Source organism: Sorangium sp. So ce726 (genome assembly GCF_051521405.1).
Taxonomy (GTDB): domain Bacteria; phylum Myxococcota_A; class Polyangia; order Polyangiales; family Polyangiaceae; genus Sorangium.
Window position 1 is genome coordinate 9131768 of the sequence record NZ_CP150349.1, and the last position, 26262, is coordinate 9158029.

A 26262-nucleotide genomic window follows, 5' to 3' on the forward strand; every position below is an offset into this window, starting at 1 on the left:
GACCGAGGGCCCGGCGAGCCCTGGCCAGCTCAGTGGATCACGCCCAGCTTGAGCGTGAGCAGGTACTGATCGGGGAGCTCGGCGCCCGCGGCGTCGTCGAAGGCGCCGCCCGGGAACAGGACCCCGGCCTCGGTGCCAAACTGGAGGGTGACGAGCCTGCCCATCGCGATGCGCGCGTCGACGCCGAGGTCCAGCTCGACGCCGAGATCGCGGCGGCGGCTGTCGCCGCCGTCGTAGTTGGCCAGGCTGCCGCCCGCCCGCGGGGCGCCGTAAGGATCGACCAGATCCGAGGTCGCCTCGGCGATGACCGCGCCCGCCTTGAGGTCGAGCCAGCGCGCCGGCCGCACGATGATGCGCGGGTTCACGTAGGCGGCGCCGGGCACGCCTCCCTTGGACGGCAGCGACCTGATGCCTGGCTCGGGGGACGCGGCGAAGAGCTCCCGCTCGGCGATCGTGGCCGCGCGCGCGGTCTTCCAGGCGAGCACCTCGTCGAACAGGAGGAGCCCGACGTTGTGGCTCGGGTCGAAGGTGAAGCGCCGCGACACGCCGTCCGTGGGGTCGTCGTCGCCCGAGGCGTAGCCGGCCTCGATCTCGGTCACGACGCGCCCCCACCGCCCGGCTGGCCGCCCTCCGCGGCCCGCGACGTGCACCGCGCCGAGCGTCACAGCGCCGCCGACCGAGCGCACCGCCACGGGCGAGCGCCCGAACCCGTGGCCGGAAGGCGGCGGGGGCCCGCTCGGGGCGAACGACGCCGCCCCGAGGATCACCGCGGCCTCGAGCTCGCCGTAGACGTGGGCGCCGCCCCCCGGCACCGGCGCGTTGAATTTGCCTGCCACGTCGAGGATGCCGGCCGTGAGCACCTCGCTGAACCGGGCCGAGCTCGTCTTCGCGCGGCGCTCGCGCGCCTGCCGCCGCATGGCGCCGTAGATCCCGACCTCGCCGCGCCGCTCTCGCCAGAGCGCGGACACGACCGCCTGGATGGCGCGATCGCCCTCGCCTTCGTCCTGCCCCTCGACGTCGTTTCCGAGCAGGTCGGCCGCGTTGTCCTCGAACACGAGGTCGCCCGCGACGGTCACGTGGAGCGGCCCGCCCTTCCCCATCGGCGTGGCCGCGAAGAGGACGCGTTCCATGAGCGATCCACGCTCGTAATCGCCGAAGACGCTCGCGCGCTCGCCGTCGTTGACGAGGAGCCCCATCCCCCAGTGCGCGCTCTGCTGGCCCACCCGGACGACGCCGAGCGCCCACGGCACCTCCAGGTAGAGGGCGCGCGGGTGCACCTCGTACCACGCCAGGGCGGCGCGCGCGTCGCGCACCTGCTCGACGTCACGCGTGGTGTCCCCGGCGATGAGCCCCCGGACGACGTCGATCTGCGCCACGATCGAGGCCTTGTCCTTGAAGTGGAAGCGCGGCGAGAGGCGCAGCCAGTGGGCGATGTACTGGCTCTGCCCGAGCGTCCCCGCGCCCGGAGCCGACAGGGGCGGCGCCCGGAGCGGAAGATCGCTCATGGCGCGGTAGCGGAGCTGGTACTCGCCCTGCAGCGAGAACGTCGACCGGGTGGGATCCGGCGGGGGCGGCGGCTTGCGCCCGGTGTCGAGCACGAGCCGCTCCTCGAAGTCGTCGACGGCCGGCGCTGCCGGCGCGGCTGGTGGAGAGCCGCGCCCTGCGCTCGCCCCCTCGGCGGGCTGAGCGGCGCTCGGCGAGGCTCGCCCTGCGCTCGCTCCTTCGACGGGCTGAGCGGCGCTCGGCGAGGCGAGCGCGACAGCAAACGCAAGGGGGGCGAGGGTGACGAAGGCGAAGCGCATCGGAAGCAAGCAGCCGCTCGCCGGCGCCCGGCCGGGAACGCGCGCCCGAAGGATAGGCGGATCGATCCCCGCGGGGCACTGGATTCTTCCGTCAACGGCGCGCAGCTGGCTTTTCGCGGGGCATCCGCCGCTCTAGCGTGCGCCTTCGTGACCCTTTCCACGCCGAGCGCCGCCGCTGGTTCTCCTTCTTCGCCGCCTCCGTCACCTCCGCCGGCTTCATCACCTCCGTCACGTCCGTCACCTCCGTTGCTCCTCGGCCGTCCGCTCTCGCTCGCGGATCTCGAGGAGGTCGCGCGGCGCGGTCGTCCGGTGGCGATCTGCGCCGAGGCGCACGAGCGGGCGGCGGCCTCGCGCCGCGCGATCGACGCGATCGCAGCGGCGGGCGACGCTGCGCCGGCGGTGTACGGGATCAACACCGGCTTCGGCGCGCTCGCGGAGACGCGCATCGCGGATCACGACATCCGGGCGCTCCAGCGCAACCTCGTGCGGAGCCACGCCTGCGGGGTCGGGCCGGAGCTCGGCGAGGCCGAGGTGCGCGCCATGATCGTCCTGCGCGCGCAGGTGATCGCGCTGGGGCACTCGGGCGTGCGCACGGAGGTGCTCGATCTGCTCGCCGCCCTGCTCGAGCGCGGCGTGAGCCCGCGGATCCCTGCGCAGGGGTCGGTCGGCGCGTCGGGCGATCTGGCGCCGCTCGCGCACCTCGCGCTGACGCTCATCGGCGAGGGGGAGGCGCGCTTCGAGGGGCAGCTCCTGCCGAGCGCGGTGGCGCTCGCGAAGGCCGGCCTCGCGCCGATCGAGCTCGCGGCGAAGGAGGGGCTCGCGCTGATCAACGGGACCCAGTACATGACCGCGCTCGGCGCGCTGGCGCTGCGGGACGCGGCCGCCCTCTGCACGGTCGCGGACATCGCCGGCGCGGTGAGCCTCGAGGCGCTGATGGGCTCGAAGCGCCCGTTCGACGAGCGGCTGATGCGCGTCCGCCCGCACCCGGGTCAGGCCGGCACGGCCAGCAACCTGCGCGCGCTGCTCGGGAGCAGCGAGATCATGCAGAGCCACGCGGACTGCCCCAGGGTGCAGGACGCCTACTCGCTCCGCTGCATGCCCCAGGTCCACGGCGCGACGCGCGACGCGGTCGCCTGGGCCGTCGAGGTGCTGACCCGCGAGGTCAACAGCGTCACGGACAACCCCACGGTGTTCCTCGGGGATGGGGCGGATGGCGGCGCCGAGCTGATCTCGGGCGGCAACTTCCACGGGCAGCCGGTCGCGCTCGCGCTGGATCTCGCCGCGATGGCGGCGGCGGAGCTCGCGAACATCAGCGAGCGGCGGGTCGAGCAGCTGGTCAACCCTGCCCTCTCGACCGGGCTCACGCCGTTCCTGGCGCCGCACAGCGGGCTGCACTCGGGGTTCATGATCGCCCAGGTGGCGAGCGCCTCGCTGGTGAGCGAGAACAAGGTGCTCTGCCACCCGGCGAGCGTCGACTCGATCCCCTCGAGCGCGGGCCGCGAGGACCACGTGAGCATGGGCAGCATCAGCGCCCGAAAGCTCGCGCAGGTGATCGAGAACGTCCGGAGCTCGCTGGCGATCGAGCTCATCACGGCGGCCCAGGGCGTGGACCAGCGGCTCCCGCTCCGCCCCAGCGCGGGCGTCGCGGCCGCCCACGCCGCCATCCGCCGCGTGGTCCCCGGGCTCACCGAGGACCGCCCCCTCTACCGCGACATCGCGGCGGCCGCGGAGCTCATCCAGAGCGGGGCGCTCATCGCCGCGGTGGAGGAGGCGGTGGGCCCGCTCAACTGATTATTTCTGTTACTAAAGTTACATCTGAGACGATTTAGAGGAAATCTTACGCTAGATAAGGGAATGCGATCGGTCCATTGCGGGGCGAGTTGCTGTACATTGGCTCAGTGCCCATTCCGGTCAGCGCCCCGCCGTTTCCCTTCGATGCCGTGAGGGATCTGCTCGGGGTGGTGCGGACGATTTACGCGGCGGCGAAGGAGGGGGGGTCGTCGCGGGAGGAGCTCGCTCGCATCGCGCAGGTGGGCAAGGAGCTGAGCCGGGCGCTGGATCTGGCCGGATCGCCCCAGCAGGGGGCGTCGGGGCTGTCGGCAGCGTGGAAGGTGGCGGACAGGGCGATGCTCCAGGTGAACGACCTGGTGGATCCGCTCACACCGGCGGCGCCGCTCCTGATGGCGGCCCGGAGCCGGGTCACCGGGAGCCGGCTGACCCTGCGGAGCAAGCCGCAGGGGCGGTAGGAGGCCTGGGGGGACTGACGGGAGGCCACGGGGGGCGGAAGGCCGCCGGGGGCGGGCGCGGGAGACCGCTCGGACGGGAGGCCGCCGGGGCGGCTTTCCTGGATGAATCAGCCCCCCGAAGCGCGATTCTCCGAGCGGTGCGGAGAACTGCCGTCTTGCCAGGAGCGAGAGAGGGACAGTGTCGGCCAGCGTCCTTCGTTGGCCTACTGTAGGGCTGGAATCGTCAGCTGCGACCGAAGAACCTGCGGCCACGCGACCGCTCGGCGTCGCGCCGGATGCCCTGCATCACCACGCGGATGAGCTCACGGTTGTAAGCGCGCTTGTCGTGGCGCTTGTGCTCGGGCAGCTTGACGCCCAGAGCGTGTGCGAGACGTTCTACGTTCTCTACCTTCGCCTCGCGCAGACAGTCGATGTCCAGATCCATGGAGTGGCGCTCCCATTACTCGAATCCACTCGGCTTGTCGAGCCCAGAGGACACGAGCGTGGCTGCGCGCCGTTTCCCATCGGGTTCCCGCCGGACCAGGGCAGGCTCCCATCAGACCGTGACGGGCATGCGGCGTCCCGGGCACGTCGGCGCCACGAAGCGCGGTGCGCGCCATGATCCCGTTCGAGGCGGCCAGCAGCTCAGGTGAGCCGCTGGGCGCGAGGTCGAGGTCGACCCCGCCGCTTCCCGCGCGTTTTCCCACACCAGGTAGCCCCGCCCGGACTCGAACCGGGACGCCCGCGAGGGCCGCGGATTTTAAATCCACCGCGTCTGCCATTTCGCCACGGGGCCAAGATGTTGATATTACTTTGATTTTTACTTTTGGGAGCCCTCGCTCGCCTTCGTTTGTGCCGTTTCCTGTGCCGTTTCCGGCGAGCTCGGGGATCGCCTGGGCGAGGGAAGCTAGCTCGCCAAGGCCCAGCTCTGCAAACGTCCTGGCGGCTCGGCGGTATCTCTGGATCATCACGCTCGATCGATGGCCGGTTCTGTCGGCCACCCAGGTCTCGCTCCGGCCGTTCGCCAGAGCGACAGTGATGAAGGTTGAGCGCGTGTCGTGGGCGCGGACTTGCTGGCGCTCGTCAGAAGCCTCGAAGAGCTCTGGACGATCGATACCAGCGAGTTGGAGATGGGAGCGAAGTCGCTCGGCCGCGTGCTCGACGCTGAAGCGTTCGCCGTCTTCATTGACGAAGAGCGGGGCGGATGGTGATGGGTTGCCGCGGAGCGCGAGCCAGGCGCGCAGCGCCTGTGGCACGCCTGGTGAGAGTGCCCAGGCGCGCGGGTCGTTGGTCTTGTTCTTCTCGAGGCGCAGCGCGCCACGATCAAGATCGACGTCCTGCACCTGCAGGCGCGCGGCCTCGCTGATGCGCGGGCCCTCGCGGTTCAGGAAGCCCCAGAGGACGCGCCAGCAGAGCGGGATCGCGGTGCTGGCCAGCAGGCGCGCGTCCTCGTCGGGGTAGAGACAGGCTTTCGCCTTCGCGGGGCCGAGCTTCGGGAGGAAGCCGCGGGGGAGCGGGTTCGTCGCGAGGAGACGGCACGGGAAGACGGCCATTGCCATGAGCCGGTGGAGAAGCTGCGCGATGTGGCGGCGCGAGGCGGGGGACATCGTCGGGAGCGCACGCATGACACGCTCGGCGTCGTCAAGCGTGAAGGCCGCGACGGGGACGTGGCCGGCGATCGGGTAGATGTGGCGGTCGAAGCGGTAGACGTCCTGCTCGACGCTGCGCTTTGGCTTGACGTGGTCCGGGTACATGCGAGCGAGCTCGCCCGAGGTCCAGAGCTGGCCGAACTGCTGGATGCTGACCTGCTTCGGCACCGAAGTGCCGCCGGGGACGACCTTCGCTTGCGTGCCGCCCTTGCAGATGACGTCGACCGCCACGATGACGTCGCGGAGCGCCCTTCCCTCGTGTACCGCGGCACGCTCCAGCAGCGCGACGATCGCGTCGCGTGTGACATTGGGCGAGGCGCGCAGCCGCACGGCCAGGTCGGCGACGAGCTCCTTGCGCTGCTCGGCCTGCTCCTCGGTCAGCTTGGGGTCGACGGGGAAGCTCTCGCGGTCCCTGTCGCCGACGAGGACGCGGACGTAGAGCCGCCCGGCGTCGTTGCGGAAGAGCGATCCGGTGGGCTTGCGGGGCATGGCGCCACCTGTTCTACCGCGATTCGCGGCCGCGCTCACGCCTGGGGCGGCACGCCAGCATGGCCCAGCACGAGGCCGAGCTCGCGGAGCACCACCGCCGTGCCGTCGGCGCGCTTGGCACCGTTCTCCACGCGCTCTGCGAGCGCAGCGACGGCGTCGTGCTGCGTCTTGAGCCAGGCGATGAACGCCGCTCGCTCGACGAGCCGCAACTTCCCCAGACGCACTACCCGGCCGGCGCCAGCGCTCGCGCGCTTGGGGCAACGCCGGCCGCGCTCTGCGCGGGCGACCACCTCCGCCGAACCGGATCAACGCGCTTCTCGCCGCTCTCGAACAGAGCGGCGTTCAAGGCATCGAGGTCCGGCAAACCTGGACAGAAACGGAAGTAGCAAGCTTCACGGCGCTCCGAATCCCCGCGGCGCATGTCGGGCCCGGTGTGGGGGCGGACGATGCACGCTCAGACCGAGGTGACGGAGCTTCGGAACTCGGGCGGGCGCAATTCATACTCGACCGCTGGTTTGCCAACATGACGTGACGCGTTCATTGCCTCGGCTGAAACGCGATCGAGGACTCGGCCCGGCGAATCATGATGCCGGCGAGGGCACGTCAACGACGGCGGCGGCCGGACGAATCGCCTCCGGCGTCGCGCTGACGCGTCCGGAACCTGATGACGCGTCGGGCTGACGCGTCAGAATCGCTGTGACGCGTTTCACCGGGCGCGAATGAGCTGCCGACCCGCACACGTGGTGACGTGGCGGCGCGGCATAAGTGCCCGGCCAAGGGCATCGTGACCATCCCGAGCTGGAACCCCCTGAAGCGGGGCCTTTGCTGCTTTCGTCCTTCGCTCACGCCCGCCCAGACGTACGAGCCGAGCGAAACGGATCGCCAAATCGACTGGCGGCACCAGTATTGTATCTGCCAGGAAGTCGCCTAGGAGCTCGGCGAGCCACCAGGCATCCACGATGCGAGCCCTGATCATCAGTGATCTGCACCTCGGTAATGGCGGGGACTACGACGTCTTCGCAGGGGAGCAGGAACTCCCTGCGCTCCTCAACCGGTTCGCCTCGCCGCCGACCCGCGTCATCGTGAATGGAGACGGAATCGATTTCCTCATGAATGAGGACGAACTCGCGCTCGACGTGCCCCGCGCCGTCGCGCAGGCCAGGTCCTGCGCCGAGAGCCGCGCCACCAGGGCCGTCTTCGCCGCGTTCGGCCGCATCCTCGCGGCCGGGGGCGAGGTCGTGATCCGCCTCGGTAACCACGACGTCGAGCTAGCACACCCCGAGGTCCAGGAGGTCTTTCGCTCGGAGCTCGGCCAGCCGCCGGCGGCCGCCGCCCGCCTCTCGTTCCGGCTCGGGGAGGTCCCGGACATCCTCGACGTGGGCGGAGCCCGGATCCTCTTGACCCACGGCGAGCACAACGACCCCTGGAACATCGTTCATTATCAAGGGCTCTCTACCGCAGGCGCCGCCGAGCGGCCCTCGTTCGCCTATGCGCCTGGCTCGATCCTGGTCAAGCAGTACCTGAACCCGCTCAGCCGCGAGTTCGGCCTCCGCTTCGTCAATCTGCTCAAGCCGGATTTCCAGGGCGGCGCGCTCACCGCGCTCGCGGTCGCGCCCTCGGCGATGAAGCTGCTCTTCCAGCGCTCCTCGGCCAGCCTCCTCTGGCAGCTCTTCTGCAAGATGACCGGGGGCGCCTCGTTCGCCGAGGACGAGGAGGACCTCGGCCTCGCCGACCGGGTGGCCGAGGCAGGCCTCACCTCGGAAGAGCAGGAGGCCGTGGAGGCCTTGCTTGGGGACGGGGCGGTCGCCTTCAGCGACGAGGAGGACGACGGCGTGCTCGGGCGCGCGCGGCTCAAGCTGGGCCGTGCCGGGCTCAAGCTCTATGCGAAGCTCCAGCGGCAACTCACGGGCAAGGCGGGCGATGCGTACTTCGCGCTCGAGCCCAACGAGGCGGAGTGGAAAGAGGCCAAGCGGCTCGCCGCCAAGTTCGGAGCCAGCGCGGTGATCCTCGGCCACACCCACGCAGCGCGGTGGAAGCACGAGGACGGGCTCCTCTTCGCCAACACCGGCACCTGGATCTGGCTGATGCAGCTCCCACCGTTCGACGCGGGCGACGATGTGTGGGCGGAGTTCCTCGCCGAGGTGAAGCAGAACCCCCGCCTCGCCGCCGAGCGCCAGAAGCTCGCCAGGCTAATCAGCCGGTTCACCGCGGTCAGCGTCGACGAGGCGCCGGGCGGCGGCGCGGTAATCGCCCTCCTCGAGTGGGACGCCGCCTCGGGCCTCCGTACGCTGGAGGAGGCCCATGTGCCGGCGACCTCCTGAGCCATGGCCGGACCGTTCGTCGCCTCGAAGCCACCTGACCGGCTCCAGCGATGGAGACCGCGTGCGGAGGGCCCAGGATGCGGGGATCGAGCGCGGCGCCCGAGGTCCCCTGAAGAGGAGAACGCCATGAGCCTACGAGAAGAGGCACCCGACACCACGGATCTCGGCGAGCAGGAGCCCCTCCCGGCGTGGGAGGACATGGTCTTCTCCGCGCCGGAGCTACCCGACGACTACACCGCGACGCCGCAGAGCTTCGACGACACGCCCCCGCCGCAACTCGTGCGCACCATCAACCTGCTCCCCTTCCCCGAGCACGACATCCGAGGCCCCGAGGACGTCGACGGGATCGCGGCGCACATCCTCTCTCGGGCGCAGGAGGGGATCGGGGACCTCCTCGAGCACGAGGACTACGCCGGGTACGAGAGCGCGCCGACCGAGGCGTGGGCGCGCGCGATCGCCGAGCACCAGACGGGGATCCCGTACACCATGCCCGTGTACTTCTATGGCCCTCAAAAGCAGGTCGCCGAGGGCATCGCGCGCCAGGGTCGCTACCCGCTCGTGGGCCAGTGCCAGCAATCGGTGACGACGGCGCTCTGCATCGGCGGATGGGACGGCGGCGTCCGCGGCGACATCGGCGCCGGCAAGGACTCTCAGCCCTACTGCGCGCAGCTCGGAAAGGGCTGGAAGGACGTGCCCCTCGACCTGAAGAAATGGCCCGATGAGCTATGGGACGACGTGAAGGTGGGCTCCTGCCTCTTCTGGTCCGCGGACTCCGCAGGCTCCGGCCATGTGGTTCTCGTCATCCGCAAGCACCCTGTCGATCGGAAATGGCAGATCTGGGACACGGGCACGTCGTTCCACGATCCGAGCAGCCACCTGGCTGCGGCCAAGCAGGCGCGGATGCTGTGGGAGTCCCACTGGTGGGACTTCATCCCGAAGTCGCTCTCGAACGGCAGCTGGCCGTTCCGGGGCATCGCGCTGCTCCCCGGGCTGGGCCGCATGAAAGCGGACCTCCGCCCCCGGGGGCGCGCGCGCCTGCTCCTCCAGCGGCGCAGCGACAGGGCGCTGCTCTTCAGGTCGGCGTGGATCGACATGGAAGCCGAGGGGCTGCCCATCTCGTGGCTGCTCCGCGGCCTGCGCGGCGCGCCGTTCTCGGACCGGATCGAGGCCACGTTCTGCATCAACTCGCCGCCGGGCCTGACGAAGAGCTCGCCCAGGGGGGCACCGCTGCTCGACTGCACGGTCGACGCAAAGGGCAACGCGCGGATGTTCTGGAACTGGCAGTGGAAGCAGGGCTACCACGAGCGGAAGAACGCCGCCGTCTGGCAGCCCGACGCGCCCTTCCCCGCGAGCGCCGGGGGCGCGCTAAGGTCCCAGGCGGTCCCCGCGGTCAAGACCCCGGCCGGGGCAAAGCGAGACCTGTACGAGGAGGCGGACGCCGAGCTGCGCGCGGAGGCCGAACGGAAGAGCGTGTCGCAGCGAGCACACGGCTGAAGGCGACGGTGGCGCCATGCAGGCATGGGATGAACTCCAGTTGCTGCTGACACCCGACGGCGTCGCGGAGCCAGTCCTCAAAGACGGGCTCTCCAACGTCGCGGCGGCACGAGCGGACACGACGGACAGGGAGGGCATCCCTCTCGAGCATTTCTGGGAAGAGACGGGCGACCCAGACGATCTCGAGGAGCAGCGGTGGGGCGTCATCGCGCCCGAGGGCGCCGAGGGAGACCGCCTCATCGCCTTGATTCAACCGCTCATCGACGCCCGGCGAGAGGCGCAGGGCGGCCGTGAGGTGATGATCTACCGCGCGCCCTCCGCGATGTCACCGGAAGAGGCGGCCCGCTGGCGCAAGGAGCGCTTCGACGTCGGCGCGGAGCTCGCGCGCGATCTGCCGCGCTATCAGCTCATCCTCGGCGACCTCCACGAGGTGCCGCTCGCCCTCCAGCAGCACCAGGCCACCGACGGCTTCGTCGGACGGCTGTGCTTCCGGGAAGAGCGCGCGTACGAGGCCTACGTCGACAAGGTGCTCCGCTGGGAAAGGGCGCGCACCGAGGCCGCCGGCAGCGCCGCGTTCTTCACCGTGCGCGACGGCACCGCCGCGACGACGATCGGCCACAGGTCGCTCGCCGAGCCCGCGATCGCCCAGCTCGGGAAGTACAAAGTCGATGTGGCCGATCTCGGGGATCGGGGCGATCAGGGCGAGCCCTCTCCGGACGCATTCCTGGAGGCGGTGAAGCGTCCGGAGCCCACGGTGCTGTTCAGCATCAGCCACGGCGCGGGCGCGCCTCGCGGCGGGTGGAAGACCGAGGGTGACCAGCGCGACCGGCAAGGGGCGATGAGCTTCGGGCGCGACAAGCTGAGCGGTGGCGACCTCGGCGATGCCCCGTTCTTGCCGGGCGGGATCTGGTTCATGCTGGCGTGCTATGGCGCCGGGACGCCGGACGTCAGCGCGTACCGGCACTGGCTCGAGCGGCTCAAGCAGAGCGGCCACTTCGGCGGCCAGACCGACTCAGTGCTCGCGGGGCTTCCTCAGGGCGGCCAGAGGCCGTTCATCGCCCGGCTGCCGCAAGTGGTGCTGGCCAACCCGAACGGACCGCTCGCCGTGATGGGGCACATCGATCTCGCCTGGACCTACAGCTTCCAGGAGAGGGATACGGGCAGTGCGCTCTGGCGTCCCTCGAAGTTCGTGGAGTTCGTCCGGGCGGCGCTCGGGACGAGCCGCGTGGGGAGCGCGTTCCGGGAGCTCTTGAAGGCGTCTCTGCTGACGAACGTCGAGCTCACCAGCCTTTACGACAGCGCGGAGAGGCTGGGCGCCGCGCCGGACCCGGCGCGGCTCGGTCACCTGTGGATGCTGCGGCAGGATCTCTCGGGCTACGTCTTGCTCGGCGACCCGGCGGTGTGGCTCCCGGCGAGGCGCAGGCACCTGAAGAAGAACGCGGCGGGGAGCGGCGGCGTGGTGGGCGAGGTCCGGTCCACGGCGCCGCTCGCCGGCACGGCGCACGCGGTCGCGTCGGGGGGGCAGGTCGGGGAGCAGGCAGCGGTCGCGCCGAAGCTGCCGCACGGCATGGGCATCGACGATGTGGAGAGGGCCATTGGAGAGCTGCTCTCCGGCAGGTCGTCCATCACGGCGGTGGCCAGCGAGCACGGCATCGCGGCAGAGCAGCTGAGCGCGCTCGCGGAGATCTACAGGAAGGCCGGGCGCGCCGTGCTGGGCGAAGTGACATGACCGCTCTCCATGGCGATAGCCGACTGGACCTCTTGCTCGCCGACGCGGAGGAGTTCCGGCCCGTCCTCGATGAGGGGCTTCCGGGCGAGGCGGCCCAGCGCGGGCCGAGGCCCCGTGAGAAGGACAGCTTCGAGCGGAAGCGGACGGACGCGGACCCGAACGACCTCACGGTCCAGCGGTGGGCCGTCGTCGCGCCCAGGAGCCGCGAAGGCAGCCAGCTCCTCGAGGCCATCGCGCCGCTGATCCGGCTGCGCGAGGAAGAGCAGGGCGCGCCCGTGACCGTCCACCGCGTGCCGCCGGAGATGGACGCCCGGGAAACGGCGGCGTGGCGAGAGGCCGAGTGCTGGCGAGACGACGTACCGGAGGACGAGTGGCCGTATTACCTGCTCCTGCTCGGCGATCTGGAACAGGTCTCCCTTGAATTCCAGCACGCGATCGCGGGCAGCGCGCTGGTCGGCCGCGTGCAGTTCGAGGGCGCCTCCGGCGAGGTGGATCTCGACGGCTACGCCGCGTATGCGGAAAAGGTCGTGCGCTTCGCGCGAGAGGGGACGCCCGAGCCGGCCGCAGACATGCTGTTCTTCGTGGCGCCGGACGGCTCGACGGCCACACACGCCGGCGCGACGAAGCTCGTCGGGCCGAGTGTTACGGCGGTTCAGGAAGGCAGGGACAAGGGGAGCTTGCCTGTGGCGTGTGTGCAGACCATCGACGCGGAGACCACCGACGAGTTGCTGGCGGCGGGCGCCTCCGGGCGGCCGTCGGTGCTGCTGTCCGTGAGCCACGGGCTCGGGCCTCCGCGCCGCGGCTTCCGCTCGGAGGACGAGCAACGGCGGCGCCAGGGCGCGCTCCTCCTCGGCCGGGGCGAGGTGCTCGACGCCGAGCGGATGCGAGGGCAGCGGTTCCTGCCGAGCGGCCTGTGGTTCTGTATGGCCTGCTTCGGGGCGGGGACGCCGAGCGCGAGCGCGTACCATGCGTGGCTGTCGCAGCTCGCGAAGGAGGGCGCCTACGGCGGAAAGGCCGAGCTGGTACTGCAGAGTTTGCCTGCGCGTGGGAGTCGCCCGTTCGTGGCGGCGATGCCGCAGGCGGCGCTGGCGAGCCCGGAGGGGCCGCTTGGGGTCATCGGTCATATGGACCTCGCGTGGACGTACAGCTTCTCGAGCGCGAGCAATCCGGCAGAGGGCCGCAAGTCGCGGATCCTGGCTGCGCTGCGGGTGATGGCCCGCGGCGGCCGCGCGGGCGTCGCGCTCGGGACGCTGCTGCAGTCCTATGGCGAGGCGAACGACGCGCTGATGGCGAGCTATCAGCTGGAGGCGAGCGCCCGGGCGGAGGGAAGGCCTGACCCGACGGATCGCGTCGATCGAGCGCGCCTCTGGATGCTGCGCAACGACCTCCGTGGCTATGTGCTGCTGGGCGATCCGGCGGCGCGGCTGCCGCTCCGGCAGAGCGCCCTCCGGGGGATGGCGCCGGAGCGTCGGGGGGCGGTTGTTGCGTCGCCTGGTGACGGGGAGCCGGCGCCGGCCATCTCTGAGGAACGCGGGCAGTCGAGCGGTGCAGAGGTCGTGGCGCTCGACGTGAAGGTGGCGGCCGTGGACGCGCTCTTCGGCGGGGACGAGACGCCGCGCGCGATCGCGGCGCGCGCGGGTGTCTCGCTGGCGACGCTGTGGGGCTGGGTCGACGCGTACCGGGCCGGGGAGCGGTCGCGGCTCGGTGGGTGACGGCGCGGGGCGCTGGTGCGGTGGGCGCCGAGGCCGATCTGTAGCCGGCATCACTCGTGGCGACATGCCGGGGACGTGCGAAGCAGGGTGCCGGGCATGTCGAACATGGGCCGGCGCCTGCTCGACCAGACACCTATCCATGTCCGACATGCCTGGGGACGTCTCCCAGTGGTAGTGCTCAATTTTGAGCAACGGGCCCCGGTCCGCCTTGACGGTCGATCCGGTCGCCTCCCGCATACCGCCGTCGTCCCTGCCGAGCAGCCCGCGTTCCAGGCCGTTGACACAACGCGGCGAGCCGGTACAGGATCGCGCGATGACACAGCCAAGAGGTACTCGAAACATTCCCGGAACAACCGCGCATCAAGCTTTCCAGGGTCAGGATTCGCCGCAGCCTGCGAGTGACCGCTTGCTCTGCTCGCGCTGTGGCGAGTTCAGAACAGTGGGAACCGGCGCGGTCGTAATCAAAGACCATGACACACCTGAGGAGTGCATCACGTATCTTGGCAAGGCGCTCAAAGAGATACGTGAGCAGCTCAAGAAGCTTCCGAAGTGATGACGCGGATGCGAGCCGTCTTCGACGGCCGCACCGCTCCGCCAGTCAGACTATTAGCTCCTCCTCCTCGTCCCACCCGTCGCGCTTCATCACCTAAACGAAGGCCAAGTGCGCCGCCGGGTCGATCTGCGTCGCCAGGTCGTCGGCGTCCTCGCGCAGGTAGACGTCCGCCTGCCCGCGCTCGGCGACGGGCTCCACGCTCACCACGCGCCGCTCGCGGTCCGCAAGGACGAGCGAGCCAACGGCGGGCACCTCCACGCGCTTCGTGATGGCGTGGCCGCCGTTCTCCAGGATGAGCCGCACGCGCATGCCGATCGTCGGTGACGGGTTCGTCATCCCGTCTCGCGCATGTAGATCAACCCGAGGTCTCGGCCGTGCCTCGTGATCATGCATTCGCCAAGCCGAACCCCGCTTTCCAGCACTAGTACAGCGTTCCCCAAGTTCGTCCCTGGATCGGCGCTGTGCCACCCGGCCGCGAGCCGGGCTGGCCGGGCGTTGAAACGGAGCGAGCTCGTCGCGGGACAACGCCGCGGAGCGAGTTACTCGATCGGCGCGAGCGTCCAGGGGAAGTCGGTCATCAACAGCTTGAGCAAGTCCTGCCACGGGCCGCGGAAGCCGGTCTTCTCCCACCTACCGGTGTGGGTTGCGATCTCGAGCGTCCAGAGGTGGACAGTGTCACGGCGGAGCCTGGCGTGGGCTATCGGGCCCGCTCCAGGACCCGACTCGATGATCACGAGCTGCCCGTACTTGCGGGCCCGCAGATGGGACATTCCCTCGGCTGCGAGGTAGGCGCGGACGGAGGCGGCGTGCTCCGGGGAGGCGGACGGCTTCGACATCGGACCGCACGGAAGCTCAGGCGGCGTAGGACGGCAAGGTCGCCCTCCACTGGCCGCGGAACTTCCAGCGAAAGGGCCGGGCTTCGTGCTTGTTCCAGTGGCGCACGAAGGCGAGCACGCAACGGCTCAACTCCTCGGCGGACGCGAAGGAGGCGTGCTTGAGCACCCGACGGCTCAGGATGCTGAACCACAGCTCGATCTGATTGACCCACGACGCATGGATGGGCGTGTAGACGAAGTGAAAGCGTCCGCCGTGCCGCGCGTTGAACTGATTCCACCTGGCGCCGTGGTGAATGTTGAGATTGTCCCAGATGATATAGACGTCGCCCGTGGGGTAGCGCTCCGCCACCTCGTCCATGAACGCGAGCAGATCGGCGGCGGTGCGTGTCGGTCCGCAGCGCGACACCACCTCGCCCGTCTTGATATTGAAGGCCCCGATCAGTGTGCGCGTGCCGTGGCGCTGGTACTCGAACTCCTTGCGCGCGGCTCTTCGGCTACGGCACGGCTGCATGGGGAACCGATGCTTCAGCGCCTGCATGCCCGTCTTCTCGTCGACGCAGAGCACGGTGGCGCCTGCGGGAGGCTCCAAATACAGCTTGCAGATCGCCTCGACCTTGGGGCGGAAATGCGGGTCCGGGCTGTGTAGCCACAGCCGGACGCGATGCGGTCGGAGGCTTGCTCCCCGCAGCACGCGCCAGATCTCGGTGCGGCTCAGTTCTACCTTGGTCTCGAGCTTCAGGGCCTTCGCCAGCCGCTCCAGAGTCCAGACCTGTTCGAACGGGACCTTGTGCTCATCGGGGCGACTGCAGGCCAACTTGATAAGGTCGTAGTGCACTGTGGTGGCCACGCGCGGCGGTCGGCCCCTGCGCATCCTGTCCTGCAGCACCGCCTCGTCAGCAAACGCCGCGATCCGGTTGCGCCACTTGCGCACCGTCTTGATGTCGCAGCCTACATCAAGCTGGATCCGCTCGTTGCTCCAGCCCTCGTCGGCCAAGAGCGCGATCCGGGCACGCTGCGCATCGCGCTGCGGGGTCTTGGGCGAGCGCGCCGCGTGCTGCAGCTTCTGGCGCAGCGACGCGGGCAACAGAACGGCTTTTGCGCGAGCTCGGGGCACTTACGCGCGTGGGACCTGCCCCGTGCTGATGGATTCAAAAGCGCAGGCGATCGTGGATGAACCGGCAAACCCGCCCCGTAGACCGGAATGCGTCGCGTGTAGGCTCGCCACGCTCGGGCTGCGAGCCATCGCGAGGGCCTGGCCTGGTGTACCGCAGATCCAGGTACGAACTTCGGGAACGCTGTACTAGGTCAAACGGCAACTCGCCGTAGCCGTTTTTGGTGCCGTAGGTCGAGCACAAGAAATCCACGAGCTTGCGTTGATCACCAAACGACGTCTCGAGCGTCGCGCGGTAATTGCCGTAGCGGACCGTCCCATCGAACGTCGCACTGTTTCCCTTTGCCTCAGTCCTGAACTTCATCCATGCCTCCTGGCGCGATACTACCCGACCCGCCACGCGCGCGCCGCCGGAATTTGGTTGCCAAATGTCAACCGCGGCGCGCCGATCCATCCTTGTCCTGCGGGTCGATCCGCTGCCGCGGCGACGCCCTCATCGCGGCGTCCTTCTATGCCTTCCAACCGCCCCGCTCGCGCATCGCTGCGCGCCCGCTGGCCGTCACGACCGACGACGCAAAGGAGCCGTCAAACAGGCTGCAAACGCCCACGCGGGCTATGACAGCCCGTGTCCTATCTGCTCATAAACCACGGGGAACGTAGGGTTTCCGTGCTATTTTGAGGGTACTTAGCAAAGCGCCCTGCCCCCGGCTGGTCCCCGAGAGCAGGGCTGCGGAACGCCGAGCGGTAGGCCCGCCCTGCGCACGTCGCATGTGCAGCATGGGCCCCCGCTTGGGGAGAGGCAAGGCCCTGCATGGCACACGTGCTGCCCATGGCGAAGCGCGTCGAGGTCGTGTCGCATCTCGCCGAGGGGGCGGGCATCCGTCCCACGTCGAGGCTCACCGGCGTGAGCCAGCCGGCGATCCTGTCGCTGCTGCTCCGGATGGGGGAAGGCTGCGAGCGGCTGCACAACCGCCTCGTGCGCGACGTCGACTGCCGCACGGTGCAGGTCGACGAGATCTGGAGCTACGTCCAGAAGAAAGAGGCGCGCGTGAAGCCGGGCGACTCGCCAGAGGTCGGCGAGGCGTACGTGTTCGTCGGCATGGCGAGCGCGTCGAAGCTCGTGATCTCGTACCGCGTCGGCAAGCGGGACGAGGTGAACACCGCGGCGTTCATCAAGGACCTGCGCGCCCGGTTGGTGACGGTCCCGCAGCTCTACAGCGACGGCTGGGCGCCCTACGTCGCCGCGGTCGGCTCGTCGTTCGCGGGCTCGGTCGACTACGCCCAGGTGGTCAAGAACTACCGCCGCAAGGGCCGCAAGGACGACGATCACAGGTACGAGCCGCCGCGCGACCCGTTCATCACGAAGACGCCCGTCTTCGGCGTGCCCGACATGAAGCGCGCCAGCACGAGCCACATCGAGCGGCAGAACCTGACGATCCGCATGCACATCCGCCGCTTCACCCGGCTCTGCAACGGGTTCAGCAAGCGCCTGCCGCACCACAAGGCGGCCGTCGCGCTGCACATGGCGTTCTACAACTTCTGCCGCCCGCACGAGGCGCACCGCGTGACGCCCGCCATGGAGGCCGGGCTGACCGACCACATCTGGAGCATCGAGGAGCTCGTCGAGGTGGCGCTCTCCGAAGCGCCGGGGGAGCCCCCGAAGCCCAGGGTGCTCAAGCTGCCGGAGCCGCCCCCTGGGACGCCTACGGCGCCCGCACGGGCCTTGCCGAACGGGAGGGGGTTCCTCCGGCTGGTCGGGAGCGCTCCCGCTGCGCCCACTCCGAAGCCGCCGCCCGTGGCGTCTGCAGCGGCTCCGGCGGAACCGGAACCGCCGCCACCGTCAGAACCGCCGCCCGCACCGAAGCCGAGGCGGATGGTGCAGCTCAGCCTGTTCGAAGAGTGACTCGGTCCGCTTCGTGCCTCTCCGCGCGTAGGCACTTACGCCTGCGAACGAGGTTACGCAGTGAATTTACAGACATTTACAAGGCGCCAATATCGCCTGCGCTGCGCTGCGTCACTCGTCAACTACGCGCAGCCGGACCTCTGTATGTCCGTCGAGTCTGCTGTGGGCGCAGCGCGGGGGTCGACATGAGTAGGCGTCCGCGACGCGACCGCGCCCCTCTCGAAGAAGTTGCATGGCACACAGCGAGCGAGGCATCATCGGTGCCTGGTACCGTCGCCGTGCAGAGCCCCGAAGCCCTCGTCGAACCCGAGCTGCTAGTCTGGGCTCGCAAGTCCATCCACTACCCCATTGAGGTAGCGGCCAAGCTGTTACCGAGCAGGTTGCTTGATGGCCGGAAGATCCGGCTCTGTGATGGCCATCATCGAGCTGGATCTCCGCTCACCGCGATCGCAGCGAGGCGATGCGCCGGGTGACTGCGGCGGTCGCAGAGCGCCGGCGCTCTCAGTCGATGCGGAGTGGGAGGCGGTCATCGCCGTCGAGGACGGCGTGGTAGCGAGCGAGAGCGTCGTCGAGCCGATCGAGGTAGTGGAGCACGACGTCGACGGCGTAGAGACGAGGGCACAGCGGATCCGGGTCGCTCGGGTAGCGCGCGGTGAGCGCGCCGCGGGCGAGCGCGAGGGCCGCGACGAGGGCGGCGGCTGCGCTGCCCGCGGCGTCGCCTCGTCGCGTGTCCCCCTCGGCCGCGGGGACGGGGTTCATCCGGCCTCCTCTGCGTCCAGCTGCAGGATGCGGCTCAGGACGTCGCGCTCGACGAGCTTGCGCTTCTTGCGCGCAGCGGCGCGGAGCGCGGCGGTGGCGAGTCGATCGGTGTCGCGCAGGCTGCCAGCGGCCGCCTCGTGCAGCATCGCGATGGCGTCCGAGGTGAAGAGCTCTTTCGTGCAGCCGACTCGGCCGAGACGTACACGCAGATAGTCGGCCGTATCGTCCGGCGTGAGCGGGTCGATGGTCAATCGGTAATGGAGGCGCGAATACAGGGAGCGATTGCGGCGCACGCGGAGCCGCTCGCCGAGCTCGGGCAAGCCAAGCAGCACGAGCGAAAGCAATGCGCGGCTATCCCATGCGTAATTAAGGAGTATGTGAAGATGATCAAGTGTGTCCTGATGAAGCAGATGGGCCTCATCGAGGACGAAGACCGGAAATACGCGCTCCTTCGCGAGTTCCTCGACGTGCGTGCTGACCGCGTAGAAGACGTCTCCAGCGGTGCTGCAGCGAGCGAGACCGAGCGCCAGACAGAGCTGCCGATAGAAGTCCCGGCGTCCAAGCGTCACGTTGGCGCAGTAGGTCAGGCGAAACGTCTGCGGCGAAAGGGCATGACGGAGCGCGCGGAGCAGACACGTCTTGCCGACGCCTGGGTCACCGGCGAGCAGCACGCTCTTTCTGGCGTGCGCCGCCTCGATGAGCGTCTCGAGGAGCATCTGCTTGGACGGGGGGAGCCAGAGCTCGCCGTCTTCGACCTCCTTGGAAAATGGCTCTGCGGTGAAGCTGAAGTAGCTGCAGAAGTCCATGGTCATCGCTCCTCGTCATCGCGGGGCGTTCGTCCGAGAGCCTTGTCCAGGAGGGTCTTCGGCGGGTCGAAGGGGACGCGCGCCTCGTGAGCGACATCGAGGTTGCAGGCCGGTCGCGGCCGATGGGCGTTCTTCACCGGATCGACCCGGTGCAGGGCGAAGCGTTTGCCCTCGTGTTCGATCCAGGGCGGCTCGTTCGGCGTGACGAGGCACCTCGACACCGTGACGAGGCGGCCGGCGAGGAAGCCGAGATCGGTCTCCCAGTCCTCCCCATCCATCGAGAGCGTGCTGTCACGCCGGACGCGCCGGCGGGCCTGGGTCGTGAGCGCGTCACGCAGCTTCCGCTCGTCGAGGTCGTCGGTGACGTGGGGATACTCCTCGTAGACCTGCGCGGGGGACTTGCCGAAGAGCGCCGCGTGCGGTGTGCGGTGATAGTGCTCGTCGACCCATGCGTAGAGCCGGACGTTGAGCTCGTGGAGCGACCCGAGCGCGCCGGTGAAGTCCAGGCACCTCTCGCGCAACGTCCTCCAGAAGCGCTCCATCTTGCCGCGCGCGGGGGCGTCGTACGGGCGGGCGTGGATCAGGGTGGTGCCGAGTCGCTCACACGCAAGGTGCAAGGTGTGCCCGCGGTAGGTCGAGCCGTTGTCCAGGTAGAGGGCGTCGGGAGCGCCGTGCTTGCGCAGCGCCCGGATGAAGAGCGCCAGCATGTCGACCTCCCGCTCGGCGCTCATCGCCTCGAGCGCGAGGATGTACCGCGAGGCGTCGTCGAGCAGCGCGTGAATGCGCACCGGCGCCGGGCTGCCGTTCACGAGGATCGGCGACGCGTGACACACATCGCCGTGCCACAGGGCGCCGGGATGCTCGGCCTGCCAGCGCAGCCGCACCTTGCCGCCCGTGCGATCGCGCAGCGCGACGCGATCGAGGAGGTGTTCGGCATACAGCCGTCGCACCGTGGTGGCGGATATGGCGCCCTTGTCGATGCGGCCCGCCGCGATCAGGGTGTCGAGGATGAGCGAGACCGAGGCGCTCGGGTGCTCCTCTCGGATCTCGAGCAGCATCTGCCGTTGCTCGGGGGTGAGCTCGCGCGCCCTCCCCTTGTCCTTGCGGAGCTTGGGGCGTAAGCCCTCGAGACCTTCGGTCTTGTACGCGTAATACCAGCGCTCGAGCGTGGGGACGGAGTAGGTGCGCGGAGAATGGGCGCGAGGAGGGCGAAACCGCTGCTTGCTCAGGTCGGCGAGCGCTTCGGCGAGCTCTCCGCGGTCGAGCTCGCGGTGCATGAGCGAGCCGATGATCTCGCTGCGATAGAGCGCCACCGCTTCGGCGTGGTCCTTCGGCTGGAGGGGGTCTTGCACGTCGTGTCCTTTCCGCGCCGGTGACACCGCACCGGCCGCACAGCCATCCAAGCGCAAGGCGCTCCGCCGACCGAGGATCCAACCGGGTGGGGTCCGCCATGAGCTCGGCGAGCGGGCCGCTTGCCATCATGCAGCCCGCGCGGCGCCCACCATGACGGCGGCCTCGGGGACCTCGGCCGCAAAAGGCGCCATCGCGACGAGCGTCATTGCCGCCCGCTCGGCCCGCTGCCGCAGCGATGCAGCGAGGGGACTGGGGCGGACAGCCGCAAAGAGGCGCCCCTGGTCGATGGCGCGTAGCCAGCGCCGCACGGTCACCCAGCTGTCAGCATCGAAGCTGGTGGACCAAGGGCTGACGCGCCGCCGCACCTCGATGAGCGCTGCACCGGCGACGCCGACGAGCAGCAGGGCCAGACCGATCGCCGTCGCGGCGAAGTGCCGTCGCGGTGCGACGCCCCGCGGCACGACCGTGATCGCGGCGCTGCAGCGGCGGCATCGATAGCGGCGCGCCTCGATCGTGACGAGCCCGCCGCGCTCACCGGCAGCCAGCGGCCCGCGCACCTGCCGCGACCGCGTTCCGTGACCCCACAGCCCCAACCCGCCCCCCAGCGGGCACCCCGCCGCGCCGCAACGGGGGCAGCGGGCTGGCCGCGCGCGGTCTACGGTGGGCGGGGAACCAAGCCAGCCTTTGACATCGAGGTCCAAATGGACGATCTGTTGAGGGCTCCGCTCTTTCAAGCGATTCGGAGCACGATGGGAGGGGGCACGCGGCCAAACGAGCTCCTCCCGTCGCCTATTTTGTGGCCGGCGCCGCGCCGATGCTCCGCTCCTGCCGCTGACCTACTCCGTTCGTTACGCCGACGGGCGAGGAGTCATGCTGGTAATTTTCGAGAGGCGAACGGAATGCGCGCTCCCTCTTTTCCTGTGCTCCTGGATTCGACCAGCGCGATCGTGCTCGGGACGAGCTCCAATGAGAATTTCACCGGACTCGGCGTAATGCATGGCCGGGAGCGCTCCGGCAACTTGCTGCCCCCGGACACCTCTGTCATCGCGTCTGATCCGCCTCGACGATGGTGTTCTCCGGTGGGTCGAGCGCCCCGCCATCAAAGAGCCGGATCGACAAGCGCACCATGGGCATCAACGACGGTGCTCGGTAACAGGTGGCGACGCAGATCGAGACGCGGCCCGGGATCATCGTACGCCTCCGAGTGCGCGAACGACTCGAGCCAGCGTCTCCTCGTCGAACGTCGGCGGCACGCGCACGACCGCCCCGTCCGGAAACACGATCTCCAGCGCGGTGCCCGGCGAGCACGCCGCAGCGCTCGACGGGGCGACCACCACAGGCAGCAACGCGGGCAGCGTCGCCTTCTCCGAGCGCTGCCGGTACTCGCTCCGCTTCATCCCCAGTCGGCGGCTCCAGGAGTAGAGCGTGCCTGCGCTGACCCCCTCCTGCTCCGCGAACACGCGGGCGGAGTGCCCGCTCTTGTGCCAGCGCGCCACCCGGTCGCGCCAGATGCGTCTGCTCTCGTCCATCCACACCTCCGGCGCGGATCTCTACGCAGCGCAGAGGCTCCAAGACAGCATGCAGGTCGCCGAACGCGTACCCTATGTCTGACATGCCCGGGGACGTCTCCCAGCAAGCGCCGGCCCATCGTCCAACTTGCCCAGGGGCGTCACCCAGCAGGCGCCAGCCCATGTCTGACATCCCCGGGGACGTCTCCCAGCAGGCGCCAGCTCATGGGTACGAGCCGAGGACTGGTAACATTTCAGAGCGGGAGCCGCGATCGGCGTGTCGCGTAGGGGCGCCCCCAGCGAGCCCCGTCGAGCCACGCGCCGCCCTGCTGGTGCGCATCGTGACGCGTCCACGCCGTCCGGGTAGGACGTCGGACCATCCCAGTACGGAAGATTATCCACCGGCCGACCCACGGAGCATCTACGCGACGGATGATCCGATTGTAGAGCATCAGTAAAGTCACCATCGCTCGATATGCGGTTTCGAAGAGCGACTGCAGCGTGGCGTGAGCCATGGCCAGCGCGGCGTCGTAACCTGGCCCCCTCGCGGCGCCCAATTCATCGAGTCTCGAGAACGCAGTCGACAACTGGGAGTTCAGCCTGGGGTGTGGGCTCTGGGCAGTGGCATCAACCTCCCATTCCGAATCGGCCCATGCTACCGCGCCCGTGCTGTCCGGATGTGGCGGAACAACGTGCCCTGATCGCCGACCACGAAGGAAAGGCCTGCCTGGCCCCAGATGCCGTGGAGTGTGGTCTTTACCGTCGAGTTGAGCTGTAGCCAGCCGTGGCCGTCGTAGTGCAAGAAAATACCATTTTCACCGGCGGCATAGACGTCCTCAGGGCCACTTCCCCACACACTGAGCAGATCCGCATCTATGTCCGAGGGCATCCTCTGCCAGCTCCTACCGTCATAGTGAAGGATCGTGCCATCTTCACCGACGGCATAGACATCCGTTGGGCCGCTTCCCCACACGCTGTTCAGACGCTTCGATATATTCGAGCCCATGATCTGCCAGCCCCTACCCCTATAGTGCCAGATCGTACCCGTTTCGCCGACGGCATAGACATCGGTTGGGCCGGTTCCCCACACGCCATACAGAGGCGGCGATTTATTATCCAAGGTCAAGGTCACGCTCTGCCAGTTCTCACCGTCGTAGTGCGTGATCGTGCCGCCATAGCCGACGGCGTAGACATCCTTTGGGCCGCTTCCCCACACGCTATACAGATGTTGCAATGTATTCGATTCCATGATCTGCCAGCGCTCATCGCCATAGTGCCAGATCGTACCATTTCCGCCGACGACATAGACATTCGTTGAGCCGCTTCCCCACACGCCATTCAGATTTTGCGATTGATATTTCGAGGTCAAGGTCACGCTATGCCAGCTCTCACCGTCGTAGCGCGCGATCGTGCCCACATCGCCGACGGCGTAGACATTATCAGGGCCGCTTCCCCATACGCTGTTCAGACGATTCGATGTATCCGAGCCCATTCTCTCCCAGATCTGGCCGTCGTAGCGCACGATCGTGCCGCCGTAGCCGACGGCGTAGACATTATCAGGGCCGCTTCCCCAGACACTGACCAAAGTCGCCGAGGAGCCGCTGCGCATAGTCTGCCAGCTCTGGCCGTCATAGTGCAGAACCGCCGCGAGGGCGACAGCATAGACATCGTTTGGACCGCTTCCCCACACGCTATTCAGAGGCCACGGCTGTATGCCCGTGGTCATGGGCTGCAAAATCGTACCATTAGTGTAGAAGATCGTGCCCCCTTCGCCGACGATATAGACATCGTCTGGACCGCTTCCCCACACGCCATTCAGATGCTCCGATAAATTCCAGAATGTGCGCCGCCAGCTATTACCGTCATAATGAAGGATCATGCCATTTTCGCCTACGGTATAGACATCCCGTGGGCCAATCCCCCACACACTGCGCAAATTCTCCGTCGTGACTGTGTCCGAGCCCACGCTCTGCCAGTTTTGACCATCACCGTGCAGGATCGTGCCCCCTTCGCCGACGGCATAGACATCCTCTGGGCCGCTTCCCCAGATACTGCGCAACCCAAGTTCTGTACCCGAAGGCATGCTCTGCCAGCTCTTACCGTCATAGTGCAGAATCGTACCCGCTACCCCGACAGCATAGACATCCTCTGGGCCGCTTCCCCAGACACTGAGCAACCCACTCCCAGTGCCCGAAGGCGTGCTCTGCCAGCTCTGACCGTCGTAGTGCACGATCGTACCGTTACCGCTGACGGCGTATACATCGCCTGGACCGCTTCCCCACACTCCATACAAGCGCTGGGGAAGGACAAATTCGATGATTTGCCAGTTCCATTTCCCACAGGAACTCAGCGACAATCGGTCGCAGGACGCCATACATCCGGGGCGACCAAAGTCATACATTTTGACCTTGCAGGACGTCGCAACCGGCAGTCCGGGCTCACAAACCTCGTTCTCGGCTTTCTCCTTATCGCCGCAGTGACGAATGCAGTTCTCGCGACAATAGCCACCCAATTTCGAGTTCTGCTGGTCGGCACAATCATTCGAGCCGGACCTGTAGCTATCGGCACCACAATCGCAATCCTCTCTCATATGCCTGTCCGTGACGCCGTTGCCGCAGCGCTCGTCGGACAGGCAGTCGTCACGACATCCGTCGAAAGAGGTCGTGTTCCCGTCATCGCACATCTCCTTGCCCTCACGGATCCCATTGCCGCATTGGCCGGCTGCTTCAGGGCTCAGGCACAAGTACGCGCCGCTCTTGGTCTGCTCACAGGCATAACCGCTCAAGCAAAAGCCCTCGCCGCACGGAGTCGTCTCCGCGCTGAGGCATGCGCCTACGATGACGATGCTCGCGATCCCGCTAACCGCCGCGCCTGCCCAGGACGCTGCTCCGCGTCCCCGAAAGCGGCCCGAACTCTTCCCCTTCGGATGCATGGTGTGATTCATCGTAGTTGTCATCGCCTATCCTCGCGCCTTCAGAAGAGGAGAGCCTCAGAACGAGATCCTGGTCAACAGGGCCGCCGCGCTCCCCGATACCACGGGCACGAGCCCGACCTTCATGCCGCCTCGGTCCTCGGTGCGGTAGGAGCGCGGCACATTCATTGCTTCCATGGCCGACCCGCTGACTAGCGCAGCGCCACCCACGACGATCAAGCCAATGGCGATCCGGCTCTCCATCACTCCCCGGTCATACTTGTCGGCGCTCTGCGGCGTACACACCCAGTCACAGGCGCGCTCGAAGCGCTGCCGTGCCTCGTCGTGAAGCACGGTGGCTTGCCACTCCAGCCCTGCGCCCAGGAGACCGAGCGCCACGCCGGCGCCGGCCACACCCCAGGGCAGCCACACCGGCCACTGACGCTCAGTCACGATCTTGTCGAAACTCAGCTCGATTGTCCCTGCGGCTTCTTTCCCGGCGAGCACGACGACCGGCTTGGCGACCCGATAGTACCCCGTCTTCTTCGCCGTGACGATATGCTCGCCCGGAATGACGATCTGACGCCGGGAGCCGGGGCCGACGAACCACGGCTTGCCATCGAGCATCACCGCGGCGCCCGGCTCGTGACACCGGATTCGGATCGCGGAAAGCTCGCGCTGCTCGAGCTCTCGCATCGCGGTCCGTGCCTCCTCCTCATACGCCGGATCGATCGATCCCGGCCCCCACCAAAGCGCCTTTTGCAGGTTCTCGTAGGCCAGGAGTGGCTTCCCGGTGCGCATCAGCACCCGGGCGAGGTAGAGCCGGAGCTCCGGGTTTTCCCAGTAGCTCAGGGCCTCCTCATACTTGGCTCGAGCCTCTCCGAGCATCAGTGCCCGGTGCAGCTCGCGTGCTTCCTGGAAGAGCGCCTGGGCCCTCTCCATGCGATCCGCCGGGATGCCCTCGGACCACCGAGGCCGCGGCGTCTCGGCACGTGCCGATGCAGCGCAGAAGGCCACGAGTATGCCGGACAGCAACACTCCTACCGGGAACCTAGAGGGCCTCACCCCTCTTCTTCGCCTCAAGTACATGGCAGTAAATCC

22 protein-coding genes, 1 tRNA gene and 1 pseudogene are annotated in these 26262 nt (G+C 68.5%); 7 read left to right on the forward strand and 17 right to left on the reverse strand.

Annotated elements, in window-relative coordinates; genetic code table 11:
* Positions 1 to 29: 29 nt before the first annotated feature.
* Positions 30 to 1802 (reverse strand): hypothetical protein, encoded by a 1773-nt coding sequence (locus WME79_RS33830; RefSeq protein ID WP_437523224.1) that lies wholly within the window; start codon positions 1800 to 1802, stop codon positions 30 to 32.
* 246 nt (positions 1803 to 2048) lie between these two features.
* Here WME79_RS33830 and hutH point away from each other — a divergent pair, with 246 nt between their 5' ends.
* Positions 2049 to 3593, forward strand: coding sequence for a histidine ammonia-lyase (hutH, locus tag WME79_RS33835; protein ID WP_437523226.1), 1545 nt, complete (start codon positions 2049 to 2051; stop codon positions 3591 to 3593).
* A gap of 107 nt (positions 3594 to 3700) precedes the next feature.
* Complete coding sequence (locus WME79_RS33840; protein WP_272095039.1) at positions 3701 to 4048, forward strand: hypothetical protein; 348 nt, start codon at positions 3701 to 3703, stop codon at positions 4046 to 4048.
* A 223-nt stretch (positions 4049 to 4271) separates the two neighbouring features.
* Here WME79_RS33840 and WME79_RS33845 read toward each other — a convergent pair whose 3' ends face one another.
* The 4 genes and pseudogenes from WME79_RS33845 to WME79_RS33860 form a co-directional block, all read right to left on the reverse strand.
* The gene (locus WME79_RS33845; RefSeq protein WP_044966207.1) at positions 4272 to 4472 is read right to left on the reverse strand and encodes a hypothetical protein; all 201 of its coding nucleotides are present in this window, start codon (positions 4470 to 4472) and stop codon (positions 4272 to 4274) included.
* A gap of 268 nt (positions 4473 to 4740) precedes the next feature.
* Positions 4741 to 4823: transfer RNA gene (locus tag WME79_RS33850), tRNA-Leu, on the reverse strand.
* 205 nt (positions 4824 to 5028) lie between these two features.
* Positions 5029 to 6165: pseudogene (locus WME79_RS33855) on the reverse strand (tyrosine-type recombinase/integrase); the annotation flags it as partial.
* A 35-nt stretch (positions 6166 to 6200) separates the two neighbouring features.
* A complete protein-coding gene (locus WME79_RS33860) occupies positions 6201 to 6389 on the reverse strand; it encodes a hypothetical protein (protein WP_437523228.1) in 189 nt (62 codons plus the stop codon).
* A gap of 735 nt (positions 6390 to 7124) precedes the next feature.
* Between WME79_RS33860 and WME79_RS33865 the strand changes: the two genes are divergently transcribed.
* The 4 genes from WME79_RS33865 (at position 7125) to WME79_RS33880 (ending at position 13421) form a co-directional block, all read left to right on the forward strand.
* On the forward strand, positions 7125 to 8486 hold the full coding sequence (locus tag WME79_RS33865) for a metallophosphoesterase (protein WP_437523231.1): 1362 nt from the start codon (positions 7125 to 7127) through the stop codon (positions 8484 to 8486).
* A 126-nt stretch (positions 8487 to 8612) separates the two neighbouring features.
* Entirely contained in the window at positions 8613 to 9980 is a 1368-nt protein-coding gene (locus WME79_RS33870) for a hypothetical protein (protein ID WP_437523234.1), read from the forward strand.
* A 40-nt stretch (positions 9981 to 10020) separates the two neighbouring features.
* Positions 10021 to 11709 (forward strand): hypothetical protein, encoded by a 1689-nt coding sequence (locus WME79_RS33875; protein WP_437523236.1) that lies wholly within the window; start codon positions 10021 to 10023, stop codon positions 11707 to 11709.
* The gene (locus WME79_RS33880; protein ID WP_437523239.1) at positions 11706 to 13421 is read left to right on the forward strand and encodes a hypothetical protein; all 1716 of its coding nucleotides are present in this window, start codon (positions 11706 to 11708) and stop codon (positions 13419 to 13421) included. Before WME79_RS33875 ends, WME79_RS33880 begins: the two co-directional genes overlap by 4 nt.
* Before the next feature lie 646 nt (positions 13422 to 14067).
* Here WME79_RS33880 and WME79_RS33885 read toward each other — a convergent pair.
* The 4 genes from WME79_RS33885 to WME79_RS33900 all read right to left on the reverse strand — a co-directional run bounded on the left by WME79_RS33885 (position 14068) and on the right by WME79_RS33900 (position 16285).
* A complete protein-coding gene (locus WME79_RS33885) occupies positions 14068 to 14310 on the reverse strand; it encodes a hypothetical protein (RefSeq protein WP_437523242.1) in 243 nt (80 codons plus the stop codon).
* Between the two features lie 203 nt (positions 14311 to 14513).
* The gene (locus tag WME79_RS33890) at positions 14514 to 14810 is read right to left on the reverse strand and encodes a hypothetical protein (protein ID WP_437523245.1); all 297 of its coding nucleotides are present in this window, start codon (positions 14808 to 14810) and stop codon (positions 14514 to 14516) included.
* Between the two features lie 16 nt (positions 14811 to 14826).
* Positions 14827 to 15894: an IS630 family transposase gene (locus WME79_RS33895; RefSeq protein WP_437523247.1), complete on the reverse strand. Its 1068-nt coding sequence runs from the start codon at positions 15892 to 15894 to the stop codon at positions 14827 to 14829.
* A 64-nt stretch (positions 15895 to 15958) separates the two neighbouring features.
* A complete protein-coding gene (locus tag WME79_RS33900) occupies positions 15959 to 16285 on the reverse strand; it encodes a hypothetical protein (protein WP_437523249.1) in 327 nt (108 codons plus the stop codon).
* Between the two features lie 447 nt (positions 16286 to 16732).
* Between WME79_RS33900 and WME79_RS33905 the strand changes: the two genes are divergently transcribed.
* Positions 16733 to 17824 (forward strand): IS1 family transposase, encoded by a 1092-nt coding sequence (locus WME79_RS33905; protein WP_437523252.1) that lies wholly within the window; start codon positions 16733 to 16735, stop codon positions 17822 to 17824.
* 501 nt (positions 17825 to 18325) lie between these two features.
* Here WME79_RS33905 and WME79_RS33910 read toward each other — a convergent pair.
* The 8 genes from WME79_RS33910 to WME79_RS33945 form a co-directional block, all read right to left on the reverse strand.
* The gene (locus WME79_RS33910) at positions 18326 to 18583 is read right to left on the reverse strand and encodes a hypothetical protein (RefSeq protein WP_437523255.1); all 258 of its coding nucleotides are present in this window, start codon (positions 18581 to 18583) and stop codon (positions 18326 to 18328) included.
* On the reverse strand, positions 18580 to 19395 hold the full coding sequence (locus tag WME79_RS33915; RefSeq protein WP_437523258.1) for an ExeA family protein: 816 nt from the start codon (positions 19393 to 19395) through the stop codon (positions 18580 to 18582). Before WME79_RS33915 ends, WME79_RS33910 begins: the two co-directional genes overlap by 4 nt.
* Entirely contained in the window at positions 19392 to 20741 is a 1350-nt protein-coding gene (locus WME79_RS33920) for a helix-turn-helix domain-containing protein (RefSeq protein WP_437523261.1), read from the reverse strand. Before WME79_RS33920 ends, WME79_RS33915 begins: the two co-directional genes overlap by 4 nt.
* Before the next feature lie 126 nt (positions 20742 to 20867).
* Entirely contained in the window at positions 20868 to 21299 is a 432-nt protein-coding gene (locus tag WME79_RS33925) for a hypothetical protein (RefSeq protein WP_437523264.1), read from the reverse strand.
* Positions 21300 to 21783: 484 nt separating this feature from the next.
* Positions 21784 to 21933: a hypothetical protein gene (locus tag WME79_RS33930; protein ID WP_437523267.1), complete on the reverse strand. Its 150-nt coding sequence runs from the start codon at positions 21931 to 21933 to the stop codon at positions 21784 to 21786.
* Positions 21930 to 22271: an IS66 family insertion sequence element accessory protein TnpA gene (gene tnpA / locus WME79_RS33935; protein ID WP_437523270.1), complete on the reverse strand. Its 342-nt coding sequence runs from the start codon at positions 22269 to 22271 to the stop codon at positions 21930 to 21932. The genes WME79_RS33930 and tnpA overlap by 4 nt, the downstream gene beginning before the upstream one ends.
* A gap of 634 nt (positions 22272 to 22905) precedes the next feature.
* Positions 22906 to 25206, reverse strand: a complete 2301-nt coding sequence (locus WME79_RS33940; RefSeq protein WP_437523273.1) for a glucosyltransferase-I — start codon at positions 25204 to 25206, stop codon at positions 22906 to 22908.
* A 33-nt stretch (positions 25207 to 25239) separates the two neighbouring features.
* Positions 25240 to 26199: a tetratricopeptide repeat protein gene (locus WME79_RS33945; protein ID WP_437523275.1), complete on the reverse strand. Its 960-nt coding sequence runs from the start codon at positions 26197 to 26199 to the stop codon at positions 25240 to 25242.
* Between the last annotated feature and the right edge of the window lie 63 nt (positions 26200 to 26262).

Excerpts from the sequence above, each read along its gene's own strand:
- WME79_RS33830 (WP_437523224.1), bottom strand. The coding sequence starts at position 1,802 with ATGCGCTTCGCCTTCGTCACCCTCGCCCCCCTTGCGTTTGCTGTCGCG.
- WME79_RS33845 (WP_044966207.1), bottom strand. The coding sequence starts at position 4,472 with ATGGATCTGGACATCGACTGTCTGCGCGAGGCGAAGGTAGAGAACGTA.
- WME79_RS33865 (WP_437523231.1), top strand. The coding sequence starts at position 7,125 with ATGCGAGCCCTGATCATCAGTGATCTGCACCTCGGTAATGGCGGGGAC.
- WME79_RS33870 (WP_437523234.1), top strand. The coding sequence starts at position 8,613 with ATGAGCCTACGAGAAGAGGCACCCGACACCACGGATCTCGGCGAGCAG.
- WME79_RS33880 (WP_437523239.1), top strand. The coding sequence starts at position 11,706 with ATGACCGCTCTCCATGGCGATAGCCGACTGGACCTCTTGCTCGCCGAC.
- WME79_RS33885 (WP_437523242.1), bottom strand. The coding sequence starts at position 14,310 with ATGACGAACCCGTCACCGACGATCGGCATGCGCGTGCGGCTCATCCTG.
- WME79_RS33890 (WP_437523245.1), bottom strand. The coding sequence starts at position 14,810 with ATGTCGAAGCCGTCCGCCTCCCCGGAGCACGCCGCCTCCGTCCGCGCC.
- WME79_RS33900 (WP_437523249.1), bottom strand. The coding sequence starts at position 16,285 with ATGAAGTTCAGGACTGAGGCAAAGGGAAACAGTGCGACGTTCGATGGG.
- WME79_RS33905 (WP_437523252.1), top strand. The coding sequence starts at position 16,733 with ATGGCACACGTGCTGCCCATGGCGAAGCGCGTCGAGGTCGTGTCGCAT.
- WME79_RS33910 (WP_437523255.1), bottom strand. The coding sequence starts at position 18,583 with ATGAACCCCGTCCCCGCGGCCGAGGGGGACACGCGACGAGGCGACGCC.
- WME79_RS33915 (WP_437523258.1), bottom strand. The coding sequence starts at position 19,395 with ATGACCATGGACTTCTGCAGCTACTTCAGCTTCACCGCAGAGCCATTT.
- WME79_RS33930 (WP_437523267.1), bottom strand. The coding sequence starts at position 21,933 with ATGATCCCGGGCCGCGTCTCGATCTGCGTCGCCACCTGTTACCGAGCA.
- tnpA (WP_437523270.1), bottom strand. The coding sequence starts at position 22,271 with ATGGACGAGAGCAGACGCATCTGGCGCGACCGGGTGGCGCGCTGGCAC.
- WME79_RS33940 (WP_437523273.1), bottom strand. The coding sequence starts at position 25,206 with ATGACAACTACGATGAATCACACCATGCATCCGAAGGGGAAGAGTTCG.